Origin of the sequence: Halorientalis regularis, from assembly GCF_023698535.1 — an archaeon.
Classification (GTDB): Archaea; Halobacteriota; Halobacteria; order Halobacteriales; family Haloarculaceae; genus Halorientalis; species Halorientalis regularis.
In genome coordinates this window covers 77,788-89,587 of record NZ_JALJCL010000006.1, presented here as the reverse complement: position 1 = coordinate 89,587, position 11,800 = coordinate 77,788, and the positions used below count along the sequence as shown (strand labels likewise).

Below are 11,800 nucleotides of genomic sequence, written 5' to 3'. Positions count from 1 at the left end.
TGGAGCAGAACTATTATTTACTTCGATGAACCCGCTAGTACTGACATGGACAAATCGAATCACGGTGTTTCGTCTCGGCTCTCGCGGCGGCAGGCGCTGGTCGCGGGGTCGGGGGTGCTGACGGCCGGAGTGGCGGGCTGTCTCGGGGGCGGGCGTGGCTCGGGCGGCACGACCGCGGTCGCGTCGTTTTTCAGTTTCTACGATTTCGGTCGGCAGATCGCCGCGGACACGCCGGTCGCGGTCGAGAACCTCGTTCCGACCGGGCTCCACGGCCACGGGTGGCAACCGAACTTCGACGTGACTCGACGGATCATCGAGGCGGACGCGTTCATCCACGTCGGCCCCGGCTTCCAGCCGTGGGCCGACCGGGCCATCGAGACTATCGAGGGCGACGGCATCGACACGGACCTGATCAACGTCCGCGAGGGCGTCGAACTCGTCGACCTGGCCGCCAGCCTCGACCGCGAGGCGGAGGGCGTCGGAGCCACTCGGGGCAAGGACCCACACTTCTGGCTCGACCCCCAGCGAGCCAGACAGTCGGTCGACAATATCACCGAGGGGCTGGTCGCGGTCGCGCCCGACCACGAGGACACCTTCCGGGAGAACGCGCAGACGTACAAGACCGACGTACTCGACCGGATCGACAGCGACTACCAGGCGATCTTCGACGCGGCCGACCGGAAGGTGGTGCAACTCGCCGCACACAACGCCTTCCAGTACATCGGCGTCCGGTACGGCGTCGAGATGCGGCCGCTGGTCACGAACCTCGCGGCCAGTGGCGACGTGAAGCCACAGGACATCACCCGCGCCAAGGAGGTCATTCGGGAGAACGACATCCGCTACATCGGTAACGGCGTCTTCGAATCGCGCCGCCCCGCCAGGCAGTTGCTCGAAGAGACGCAGGTCGAGGCGTACTTCCCGGTGACGCCCTACGCGGGCGTCCGGAAGGAGTGGGTCGAGAACGACTGGGGCTACGAGGAGATCGCGGACAACATCAACATGCCCACCTTCGAGGTCGTCCTCGGCAACGAAGCGCCCGAAAACGTCGGCCCCGACGGCTGGGCCGAGGAGTGGAGGAACTTCGAATGACCGGGCCCCAATCCAGCGCCGCGAGCGACGCTGCGGCGAGAAACGGCGAGTCGCCCGCCGAAGCGGTGATCGACGTGTCCGGCGTCGACTTCGGCTACACCGCGACGCCGGTCGTCGAGAACGTCTCCCTGACGGTCGCGCCGGGCGAGTACGTGGCCGTGGTCGGCCCGAACGGTTCGGGGAAGTCGACGCTGCTGAAACTGATGCTCGGACTTCTCCGGCCCGACGAGGGGGCGGTTCGGCTGTTCGACGAACCGGCTCACGCGTTCGACGACGGCGACCGGATCGGCTACGTCGCCCAGCAGGCCAGCGCCTCGACGGAGATGCCCATCACCGTCCGAGAGGTGGTGAAGATGGGCCGGTTCCCACACGTCGGGTTCGGTCGGCTCTCGACCGACGACTGGGAGATCGTCGACGACGCGCTGGCGACGGTCGGGATGGGCGACTTCGCCGACCGGCGGATCACGAACCTCTCGGGCGGGCAACGCCAGCGGGCGTTCATCGCGCGAGCGCTGGCGAGCGAGGCGGATCTGCTCGTCCTCGACGAGCCGACCGTCGGCGTCGACGCCGAGTCCGTCGAGGCGTTCTACGACCTGCTGGACGCGCTCAACGAGCGCGGCATCACGATCCTGCTCATCGAACACGACCTGCGCGCCGTGACCGACCACGCAGACCGGGTGGTCTGTCTCAACCGCGAGGTGTACTTCGACGGCCCGACCACCGAGTTCGTCGAGAGCGACGCGCTCGCCCGCGCGTTCGGCACCACCGCGAGCATCGTGGGTGATGCCGGATGAATCCCGTTCTGCAGGCCAGCCCGCTCGATCCCCTGCTCGCACCGCTGTACGTCCTGCTCGATCTGTGGTCGGCGTTCATGTTCCTGCTGTGGGACCTGACGGGACTGGCCCTGCTCCAGTACCAGTTCCTCCACCGGGCGATCCTGGTCGGTCTCTGCATCGGCGTGATGGCACCCCTGATCGGTACCTTCCTCGTGCATCGCCAGCTCGCGCTGATCGGGGACGCGCTCGCTCACACTGCCTTCGCTGGCGTCGCCGTTGGCCTGTTCCTGAACGCGGTGATCGACCTGGGCGTCTCACCGTACCTGACGGCGGTCGTCGTGGCGATGCTCGCCGCGCTGTTGATCGAGGTAATCTCCGAGACGACCGACGCGTACAACGACGTGTCGATGGCCATCGTCCTCTCGACCGGGTTCGCGCTGGGGACGACGCTCATCAGCATCAACGCCGGTGGGCTGGCCGTCGGGATCAATCAGTACCTGTTCGGGAACCTCTCGACGGTCTCGCCCGAGAACGCCGCCATCCTGCTCGTGCTGTTCGCCGTCATCGTCGCGACGGTCGCGCTCACGCGCAACCAGTTGCTCTACGTCACCTTCGACGAGACGGCCGCCGAGGTGTCCGGGATTCCCGTCACCTGGTACAACCGCGTGATGGTGATGCTGACCGCGCTCGTCGTCGTCGGTGCCATGCAGATCATGGGCGTCATCCTCGTGGCGGCGATGCTCGTGGTCCCCGTCGCCGGCGCGGCACAGATCTCGGGGAGCTTCAATGGCTCACTCCTCGTTTCGATCGTCCTCGCGGAACTGGCCGTCCTGCTCGGGATCGGCGTCGCCTACTACGCCGGGGCGACCGCCGGCGGCGTCATCGTGCTGGTCGCCGTCGCGATCTACGTCCTCGCCGTCGTCGCCGGCAAGGTCCGGACGGCGCTCGGCGACGACGAGGCCCCGACACTCGGTGCGATCGACGCCGGCGACGAACCGACCTCGGACTGATCGAGTCGGGAGAACAGTTTTGCGCCCCTCGCTCGAAGCGCATCTGTGTTACCGTCAGACGACCGTTTCGTCCGGCACCCGATCACGACGGCCACGGCGTTCGGTCTCGGGAGTGCGCTCCTGGCGACCGCCGCGTTTTCGTTCCCGCCCGGCGGCCCGCCGCTCCGGGCCATCGCGGCGTTCGCGGTCGCGCTCGGCCTCGCCGTCGGCATCGTCACGTACGTGGGCGTGTCGGCACTCTCGTGATCGGGGCGGGGAGCCGGTCGTGTTCGCCACAAACTGATTGGGCGTGGGTCGAGAACGCTTGCGCATGGACTCCGTCAGTGTCTCCCGGACGGTCGACGCGTCGCCGGAACGCATCCGCGAGGCGATGGCCGACGTACAGCGGTTCATGGCCGCGGCCGGCTTCGACGCGGTGACCGTCGACGGCGACGACATGACCATCGTCAACGGGTTCGGTCTCGCCGCCATCGAGCTGGACCTCACCCTGGTCGACCGCCCGGACGCCGAGCTGGCCTACGAACAGGACGACGGCATCTTCGAGGCAATGTGGACGACCTATGAGATCACCGACGCGGACGACGGAACGCGGGTGACGGCGACGACCGAGTTCGCGCTGGACGTGGCCGTCGTGGGTGCCGTCCTCGACGCGACGGTGATCAAGCGCCAGCGCCGAAAAGAGTTGACCGCACAGTTCGACTGGCTGGAATCGGTCACGGATGGATGAGACGCGACGGGTCGTGACCGGCAAAAAATGTGACGAGAGGGTGGCGTGTGGATAGGGCAGGGTGGGATCGAGTGCTATTCGTCGTCGGTGCGACCGGGCCGTTTCCGGACACGCTGTGTCCGAATCCGGTCCGCGATATCGCGGTCGTCTGTCTCGTGGCTCATGGGGGACCAGCCGGCAGCGGGCCGTCGGTCGGCACGGAGCGTGTATCGGCACGGCCACGTTCACTCCCGGCACTCGGTTTGAGGCCCCGGATGATAAAAAGAGCCGAACCAGTGTTTCAGAGCTCGAAACAGTGCTCGGTCGGCCACGACCACCGACTACGACAGCACCGCCTGCCAATTTGCTATAGCGATTACGAGTTTATGATTCGTAGTTAGACACGAAACCAACCGGAGACCCACCGAGCGGAACACTTTCGACGTTGGCGTGTCGGGAATCGAACGACTACGCCGGTGTCCGCTTCGACAGAACTCATCGCGCTCGTCGTCACCGTCGTCGGTGTCGGCGTGGCTGCACAGGTGTTCTCGGACTGGCTGAGCGTGCCGAGCGTCCTGTTCTGGCTGGCGGCCGGCGTCGCCGTCGGGCCCGAGGGACTGGGACTGATCACGCCGAGTGCCATCGACGGCGGGTCGCTGTCGGCCATCGTCGGGCTCTCGGTCGCGATCATCGTCTTCGAGGGCGCGTTCGCGCTCAAGATCGACCGGTTGCGGGAAGCACCACGGGAGACGTTGCGGCTGGTGACGTTCGGCGCGATCGTCTCACACCTCGGGACCGCCGTCGTCGTCCGCTTTGCGCTGGGGACTTCGTGGGAACTGGCGCTGCTGATCGGCTCACTGTTGATCGCGACGGGGCCGACGGTCATCACGCCGATTCTGGAGGTCGTCCCCGTGCGCGAGCGCGTGGCGACGACGCTGGAGACCGAGGGCGTCGTCAACGACGTGACCGCCGCCATCCTGGCCATCGTGATGTTCGAGTACCTCCTGCTGGAGGGCGAGGGCCTGCCGACGCTGATCGGGCAGTTCGCCTACCGGCTCGGGGCGGGCGTCCTCGTGGGCGTGGCCGTGGCCGGCGTCGTCTGGCTGTTGCTGGCGCGCCTGGAACTGCCGACCGAGAACGCGCCCCGCAACGCGCGGCTCGTGGTGCTGGCGGCGGCGCTGGTCGCCTACGGCGTCGCCGAGGCCGGACTGGGCGTCGCCGAGTCGGGCATCGCTGCCGTCGCCAGCGCCGGATTCCTGCTCGGCAACGTCGACCTGCCCTACCGCGAGCAGATCGAGCAGTTCAAAGGTGACGTGACGCTGGTGGTCTTGACCTTCGTGTTCGTCGTGCTGGCCTCGTTGCTCTCGCTGTCGGACCTGCGGTCGCTCGGGATCGGTGGCATCGCCGTCGTCCTCGTGGTCGCGCTGGTGATCCGACCGTTGCTGGTCTTTCTCTCGACGGTCGGCGAGCGGTTCACGTTCCGCGAGCGGCTGTTCGTCAGTGCCATCGGGCCACGGGGGATCATCCCCGCCAGCGTCGTGACGCTGTTCGCCCTCCAGCTCGGCGACAGCCGGCCCGAGGTGGCGACGACGCTGGTCGGTACGGTCTTTCTCGTCATCTTCGCGACCGTCGCGTTTCAAGGGGGACTGGCCCGTCACATCGCGCAGGCACTCGACGTGATTCCGATGCGAACCATCATCGTCGGCGGCGGACGAATCGGGCAGGCGCTGGCGGACCGACTCGAAGACCGCGGCGAGGAGGTCACCATCGTCGAACGCGACGAGGACGTGGTCGAATCACTCCGGGAGGACGGCTACCGCGTCGAACACGGCGACGGGACGGACCGGGAGGTGTTGCGGTCGGCTGGAGCCGAGAACGCGAAGGTGATCGCGGCCGCGACGCCCAGCGACGACGTGAACCTGCTGGTCGGCCAGCTGGCGCGAAACACCTACGACGTGGCGACGGTCGTCGCCCGCGTCAACCAGCCCGACAACGAGGACGCCTTTCAGGACCTCGATATCGAGGCCATCTCGACGGGGATGTCCGTCGCGTGGTCGATGGACAACGTGATCGAGCGGCCGGCCATCGCGCGCTGGATGACCGAACTCGACCGGACCGGCGACGTCCAGGAGATCGAGGTCACGGCCGACGCGGCGGCCGGCCGGACCGTGGCCGACCTCGCAGAGGACCTCCCGGAGGGGTGTTACGTCGGCCTGATCAGCCGGGGCGACGAGAACCGGATCCCCCACGCCGAGGATCGCATCGAACACGGCGATCACGTCACGATCATCGGTCGGAAGGAAGCCGTTCGGGACGCCATCGAGTTCTGTACCGCGTGACCAACCGGGAGACTCTTTTCAGCCCGGCCGTAACAGTCCCCAAGGACACAGGGCGGCGGCGCCGTCCTGCGGCAGCTACCATGACCGACAACGATACACGCGGGAGTCCGTACGCACCCCACACCGAGGCGGAGACGGCGACCATGCTCGACGCCGTCGGCGTCGACAGCGAGGAAGCACTGTTCGACATCCCCGAGGCCGTCCGCTTCACCGACGAACTCGGCATCGAACCCGAAAGCGAGCGCGCGGTTCGGCGCGATATCGAGCGCACGCTGTCGCGCAACGACGACCTCACCGAACTGCTCGGCCGCGGCCACTACGACCACTACGTCCCGTCGCTGGTCGACCACCTGGCCGACCGCTCGGAGTTCCTGACTTCGTACACGCAGTACCAGCCCGAGGTCGCTCAGGGCTTTCTCCAGGCCCTCTTCGAGTACCAGTCCATGCTCGTCGAGTTCACCGGGTTGGACGTGGCCAACTGCTCGATGTACGACGCCGCCACCGCGCTCGGCGAGGCCGCGACGCTCGCCCAGCGCGTCCGGTCGGTCTCGGGCGACCGCGTGCTCGTCCCCGCCCACCTCGCAGCCGGGCGGCGGGCCGTGCTGGAGAACTACGCTGACGGCGCGGGGGTCACCGTCGAGGCCTATCCGATGGACGACGGTGCCGTCGACACCGATGCCCTCGAAGGCAGTATGGGCGAGGACGTGGCGATGGTGTACGCCGAGACGCCCACAGTGCGGGGCGTGATCGAGGAATCGCTGTCGGCCGTCGGCGACCTCGCTGCGGCCCAGGACGCGCTGTTCTGTCTGGGCTCGGATCCAGTGGCGCTCGCGCTCCTGGAAGAGCCAGCCAGCGTCGGCGCGGACGTGGTGATCGGTGACGCCAGCACGCTCGGGCTGGGCCGCAGTTACGGGATGGGGCTGGGGATGTTCGCCACGCACGAGGACTACCTCCGGCAGGTGCCGGGCCGGCTGGTCGGCGCTGGCGAAGACGAGAGCGGGCGGCGAGCCTACACCCTGACCCTCCAGACCCGCGAACAGCACATCCGCAAGGAGCGGGCGACCTCGAACATCTGTACGAACCAGGCGTGGGTGGCGCTGCGAACGGCGATCCACGCGGCCTGGCTCGGCCCGGACGGACTGGTCGAGCTGGCCGAGGACTGCGTGCGCTATCCCCAGGATCTGGCGGCCCGACTCGACGAGATCGAGGGCGTGCAGGCACCCGTCCACGACCGGCACCACTTCCGGGAGTTCCTGGCCCGGACGGACCAGCCCGCCACGGCGGTCGCGGCTGACCTCCGCGATCGGGGCTACGCGGTCCACGACGTGGGTGAACACCTCCTGCAGGTCTGTGTGACCGAACGGACGACGGCGGCCGTGGATGGGCTGGTCGACGCGGTGGCGGAGGTGGCCCCATGAGCGACGACCCGTCCGAGTCCGACCCGGGCGACGACGGATCGGGGACGCTGGGCTACCAGCAGGCCCGCTGGACCGACTCCGACGACCGGTACGAACCGCTCCTCTCGGAGAAAGACACTACCGAGGTCGCGGTCGGCGGCGACGACTCGCCGCTGCCCGACGACCTCACACGGGACTCGCTGGAGCTGCCCGCCCTCTCGGAGCCGGAACTGGCCCGCCACTACACCCGGCTCTCCCAGATGAACTACGGCGTCGAGAGCGGTCCCTTCCCGCTGGGGTCCTGTACGATGAAGTACAACCCCAAGTTCACAGAGGACGTGGCGGCCCTGCCCGACGGCGCGGTCCACCCGGACCGACCCGACGACAGCGTGCAGGGCACCCTGGCCGTGATGGCCGGGCTGCAGGACTATCTGGGTCGGATCGGCGGGATGGACGCGGTGACGCTCCAGCCGCCGGCGGGCGCGGCCGGCGAGTACGCTGGCATCCTGATCGCGAAAGCCTACCACGAAGCAAACGGCGAGGAGCGCACGGAAGTGGTCGTCCCCGACAGCGCGCACGGGACCAACTTCGCGAGCGCGGCGCTGGCGGGCTACGACGTGGTGGAACTGCCCAGCGCCGAGGACGGCCGCGTCGATCTGGACGCGCTGGAGGCGGCGGTCGGCGAGGACACCGCGGCGCTGATGCTCACCAACCCCAACACGCTCGGCCTCTTCGAGCGCGACATCGAGGAGATCGCCGAGGTCGTCCACGACGCTGGCGGCCTGCTCTACTACGACGGCGCGAACCTCAACGCCCTGCTAGGGCGGGCTCGCCCCGGCGACATGGGCTTCGACATCATGCACTACAACGTCCACAAGACGTTCGCGACGCCCCACGGTGGCGGCGGGCCCGGCGCTGGCCCCGTCGGCGTCAAATCCGATCTGGCTCCGTATCTGCCGAGTCCCCACGTCCGGGAGCGGGCCGGGGGGTCCGGCTACGAACGCTACGAGCCCGAACACAGCGTCGGGAAGGTCCACGGCTTCGAGGGCAACTGGCTCGTCCTGATCAAGGCCTACGCCTACATCGCGCGGCTGGGTGATCCCGGACTCGCCGACGCCAGCGCGAAGGCCGTACTGAACGCCAACTATCTCGCGACGCAGGTCGACTACGAGGTCCCGTTCGGTCCGTTCCACCACGAATTCGTCGCGAGCGCGGGCGAGCAGGACGCCGCCGACGTGGCCAAACGGATGCTGGACTACGGCGTCCACCCGCCCACGACGAAGTGGCCCGAGATCGTCGGCGAGGCACTGATGACCGAACCCACCGAAGTCGAGAGCAAACGGACGCTCGATCAACTCGCAGCCGCCTTCGACGCCGTCGCCGGCGAGGACGACGCGACGCTCGACGCGGCCCCCCACGAGACCAGCGCCCGGCGGATCGATCAGGTCGCGGCGGCCCGGAATCCCCGACTGTCCTGGCAGGCACTCGACGACGGGTCGTAGTTCGGGACTTACCAATCATTAATATCTGAGCGGCGCTGAGTTAACAGCATGACCGTCGTCAGCGTGTCGATGCCGGACGAACAACTCGACAGAATCGACGAGTTCGCGGACGGCCACGGGTACACGGGCCGCAGCGAAGTCGTCAGGGAAGCCGCGCGCAACCTCCTGGGAGAGTTCGAGGACCGTCGGCTGGAGGATCGCCGGCTGATGGGCGTCGTCACCGTTCTGTTCAACTACGAGACCACCAGCGTCGAGGAGCGGATGATGCATCTGCGCCACCAACACGAGGAACTGGTCCAGTCGAACGTCCACAACCACGTCGGCGACGCGTACTGTATGGAACTGTTCATCCTCGAAGGCTCCCTGGAGGACATCTCTACCTTCGTGGGCAAGATCCGAGCGACGAAGGACACGCTCACTGTCGATTACTCCGTCATTCCGGTCGACGGGCTGAACGAGGCGTTGAGCGGCGGGAACTGACTCAGTCGGCGGGGCCGGGATTCGTCGATCCGCCGGCGTCGTTCGCCCCGCCGATCTCGTCGAGGAGGCCACCGGCCGCGTCGCCGACGTCGATGTTCGTGACGTTGGCAAAGAGGAAGCCGGCAAAGCCCGCGCGGATCAGGAGGTTCATGTACTGGGTCAGCACCGAACTGACGAAGTTGTCGAACAATCCGACCAGTCCCAGTACCGCCGACACGATGATCATCCCGATGAGGAACAGCAGCAGGTTCCGGGCTTTCCAGTGGAGGAGCCGCTGTTCCTCCGAAACCGACTGGGCCGCCTCCCAGATCTGATTCCGGTAGAGATACAGCAAGACGAGGTGTCCGACCACGAGGACGGCCAGCATCACCAGCGCGACCAGGCCGCCGGTGATCGCGGCGATGGTGAAGGCGGCTCGCTGGGCGAACGGGAGCGCAATCGTGATCGCGAACAGTCGCCGGTCGACGCCGGCCAACAGGGCCGCGACTGCCCACAGCGCGGGGTAGGCGATCAGGTCGCCGAGCAGACTCGGGATCGTGATCGCGTATTCGTTCACGACGACGGTGCCGATTCCCGCTGCATCGAGCGCCACTGCGATCCCCGAGATCACGACGATGCCGAGGACCGGGAGACAGTACTGCCGATACGCGTCGGGAATCCGGCGGAGCCACAGCACGAGCCCTGCGATTACGACGGCGTAGACGGCGGCGCTGGCGGCGTAAACCGTCGCGGCGCTAATCATCGCTACCACCCACGCTGGAAGCCGCGTGGGTCGCGTCGCCCATCCCGTGGTCGTTCGCGTCGCCCACGTTCCGGGTCTCGAACGTCGCCAGCCGGCCCTGGAGGTCCGCGGTCCGACTCGCGAGGTCGTCCGCGCGCCCGCGAACGTCCTGCATGGTTTCGGCGGTCTCGTCGGCGGTGTCGGCCAGCGAGTGTGAGCGCTCGGCCACGTCGGCCGCCGCGTCGCGCACGTCGCCGACGGTCGCGGCTACTTCCTCGGTGGCGGCCGCACCGTCCTCGGTCGCGCGGGCGATCTCGCCCATCGCGCTGTCCACGTCGGTGACGGTGTCGATCAACTCTTCGAGCGTCTCGCCCGTCTCCGTGACGCTGTCGACGCTCGTGTCGATCCGCTCGCGCGTGGCCGCCATCTCGTCGGTGACGGTATCGACGTCCGTCCGCGCGCCCGCGATGATGTCCTCGATCTCGTCGATGGAGTCCTGTGTCTCCTGGGCGAGTTCCTTGACCTCGTCGGCGACGACGGCGAACCCGTCGCCGGCCTCGCCGGAGCGGGCGGCCTCGATGTTGGCGTTCAACGCGAGGATGTTGGTCTGTTCGGCGATCTCGTCGATGAGGTCCGTCGTCGCCGCGACCTCGTCCATCCGGTCGTCGAGTGCGCCGACCTGTTCGCCTAGGCGTTCGACGGCGTCTTCGACCTCGCGGATAGCCTCGATGGCCTGCTGTGCGCGTTCGGCCCCGGTTTCGCCGACCTCGGCCGCGTCCGAGGCCTGACGTGCCACTTCGTCCGTCGTCGAGGCGACCTCTTCGATCGACGCCGAGAGGTTGTTGGCCTCGCTGACGGCCGCGTCCAGTCGCTCGGCCTGATCGCCGATGTCCTCGGCGAGGTCGCGGATGTCCGTCGCCAGCGTGCCGTTGAGGTCCTCGACCGTCGCGGCGTCGTCGGCGACCGCCTCGCTGGCCTCCTGGACCTCGGACGCGAAGTCCTGGATATCGTCGACCGTCACCGAGAGGCCGTCGGCCATCTCCTCGTAGGCGACGAGGATGCGCTCGATGGCCTCCACGTCGGCGTCGTCGTCGAGGTATCGAGTGAAGTTGCCGTCGGCGGCCGCGGTCATCGCGTCGCCGATCTCGTCGGCCCGGTCGAGCAGCGTCTCGGTCAACTCTTCTGCGTCCCGTTTGGCCTGTTCGGCCTCCTTTCTGGCCTGTTCGGCTTCTTCGCGGGCCTGTTCTGATTCCTCGAATGCCGAGTCCAGCGACAGTCGCATATCGTCGAGGGTGGCCGCCAGTTCGCCGAACTCGTCGGGGCGGTCGGACTCGGGGGTCACGTCGAGGTCGCCGTCCTCGATGGCCTCGGCCACCTCGGTCAGCCGGCGGAGTTCGACGCCGACGTTGCCGCCGAGGACGATACCCAGCAAGCCCAGGTTCAATACGATGACGAACATGGTGCCGGCGAGCGCCGACACCGCGGCCCCGGTGGTCGCCGCGTGGTAGGTGAAGATCGTACCCAACACGAGCGTCACAGCCAGCGTCGCGGCCAGCGAGACACCGACCCGCTGACTGTATTGCGAGGCGATACGGTTCGTGAACGATTCAGACATTGCGTTGTCCTTTCGTAGTAGTTTCTTACGGGTTTCGGCGATTTCAGCGCTCGATGTACGCGCGGTATCAGCACCCGGCTGCCCGTCTTAGGGGTATTCCGTGGATTTGTTATCGCGATATCTCCGGGGTGTCATAGAACAGTTCCCAAGATGGTTGACTTCAAC

11 protein-coding genes are annotated in these 11,800 nt (G+C 67.5%); 9 read left to right on the top strand and 2 right to left on the bottom strand.

What is annotated here, in order from left to right; genetic code table 11:
- Positions 1 to 45: 45 nt before the first annotated feature.
- The 9 genes from MU521_RS09215 to MU521_RS09175 all read left to right on the top strand — a co-directional run bounded on the left by MU521_RS09215 (position 46) and on the right by MU521_RS09175 (position 9,299).
- Positions 46 to 1,089, top strand: coding sequence for a metal ABC transporter substrate-binding protein (locus tag MU521_RS09215; RefSeq protein ID WP_092691586.1), 1,044 nt, complete (start codon positions 46 to 48; stop codon positions 1,087 to 1,089).
- Positions 1,071 to 1,883, top strand: coding sequence for a metal ABC transporter ATP-binding protein (locus MU521_RS09210; RefSeq protein WP_394327224.1), 813 nt, complete (start codon positions 1,071 to 1,073; stop codon positions 1,881 to 1,883). The genes MU521_RS09215 and MU521_RS09210 overlap by 19 nt, the downstream gene beginning before the upstream one ends.
- The gene (locus MU521_RS09205; protein WP_092691584.1) at positions 1,880 to 2,875 is read left to right on the top strand and encodes a metal ABC transporter permease; all 996 of its coding nucleotides are present in this window, start codon (positions 1,880 to 1,882) and stop codon (positions 2,873 to 2,875) included. The genes MU521_RS09210 and MU521_RS09205 overlap by 4 nt, the downstream gene beginning before the upstream one ends.
- 45 nt (positions 2,876 to 2,920) lie before the next feature.
- Positions 2,921 to 3,121, top strand: coding sequence for a hypothetical protein (locus MU521_RS09200; protein ID WP_092691581.1), 201 nt, complete (start codon positions 2,921 to 2,923; stop codon positions 3,119 to 3,121).
- Between the two features lie 64 nt (positions 3,122 to 3,185).
- Positions 3,186 to 3,602, top strand: a complete 417-nt coding sequence (locus MU521_RS09195) for an SRPBCC family protein (RefSeq protein WP_092691579.1) — start codon at positions 3,186 to 3,188, stop codon at positions 3,600 to 3,602.
- Between the two features lie 455 nt (positions 3,603 to 4,057).
- Positions 4,058 to 5,920 (top strand): cation:proton antiporter, encoded by a 1,863-nt coding sequence (locus tag MU521_RS09190; protein ID WP_092691575.1) that lies wholly within the window; start codon positions 4,058 to 4,060, stop codon positions 5,918 to 5,920.
- An 80-nt stretch (positions 5,921 to 6,000) separates the two neighbouring features.
- On the top strand, positions 6,001 to 7,338 hold the full coding sequence (gcvPA, locus tag MU521_RS09185) for an aminomethyl-transferring glycine dehydrogenase subunit GcvPA (protein ID WP_092691573.1): 1,338 nt from the start codon (positions 6,001 to 6,003) through the stop codon (positions 7,336 to 7,338).
- Complete coding sequence (gcvPB, locus tag MU521_RS09180; protein WP_245681170.1) at positions 7,335 to 8,819, top strand: aminomethyl-transferring glycine dehydrogenase subunit GcvPB; 1,485 nt, start codon at positions 7,335 to 7,337, stop codon at positions 8,817 to 8,819. The genes gcvPA and gcvPB overlap by 4 nt, the downstream gene beginning before the upstream one ends.
- A gap of 48 nt (positions 8,820 to 8,867) precedes the next feature.
- Complete coding sequence (locus MU521_RS09175) at positions 8,868 to 9,299, top strand: CopG family ribbon-helix-helix protein (protein ID WP_092691569.1); 432 nt, start codon at positions 8,868 to 8,870, stop codon at positions 9,297 to 9,299.
- Position 9,300: 1 nt separating this feature from the next.
- Here MU521_RS09175 and MU521_RS09170 read toward each other — a convergent pair whose 3' ends face one another.
- Both MU521_RS09170 and MU521_RS09165 read right to left on the bottom strand, forming a co-directional pair.
- Complete coding sequence (locus MU521_RS09170) at positions 9,301 to 10,041, bottom strand: bacteriorhodopsin (RefSeq protein WP_092691567.1); 741 nt, start codon at positions 10,039 to 10,041, stop codon at positions 9,301 to 9,303.
- Positions 10,034 to 11,635, bottom strand: a complete 1,602-nt coding sequence (locus MU521_RS09165; protein WP_092691564.1) for a methyl-accepting chemotaxis protein — start codon at positions 11,633 to 11,635, stop codon at positions 10,034 to 10,036. The genes MU521_RS09170 and MU521_RS09165 overlap by 8 nt, the downstream gene beginning before the upstream one ends.
- Between the last annotated feature and the right edge of the window lie 165 nt (positions 11,636 to 11,800).

Excerpts from the sequence above, each read along its gene's own strand:
- MU521_RS09205 (WP_092691584.1), top strand. The coding sequence starts at position 1,880 with ATGAATCCCGTTCTGCAGGCCAGCCCGCTCGATCCCCTGCTCGCACCG.
- gcvPB (WP_245681170.1), top strand. The coding sequence starts at position 7,335 with ATGAGCGACGACCCGTCCGAGTCCGACCCGGGCGACGACGGATCGGGG.
- MU521_RS09170 (WP_092691567.1), bottom strand. The coding sequence starts at position 10,041 with ATGATTAGCGCCGCGACGGTTTACGCCGCCAGCGCCGCCGTCTACGCC.
- MU521_RS09175 (WP_092691569.1), top strand. The coding sequence starts at position 8,868 with ATGACCGTCGTCAGCGTGTCGATGCCGGACGAACAACTCGACAGAATC.
- MU521_RS09215 (WP_092691586.1), top strand. The coding sequence starts at position 46 with ATGGACAAATCGAATCACGGTGTTTCGTCTCGGCTCTCGCGGCGGCAG.
- MU521_RS09195 (WP_092691579.1), top strand. The coding sequence starts at position 3,186 with ATGGACTCCGTCAGTGTCTCCCGGACGGTCGACGCGTCGCCGGAACGC.
- gcvPA (WP_092691573.1), top strand. The coding sequence starts at position 6,001 with ATGACCGACAACGATACACGCGGGAGTCCGTACGCACCCCACACCGAG.
- MU521_RS09165 (WP_092691564.1), bottom strand. The coding sequence starts at position 11,635 with ATGTCTGAATCGTTCACGAACCGTATCGCCTCGCAATACAGTCAGCGG.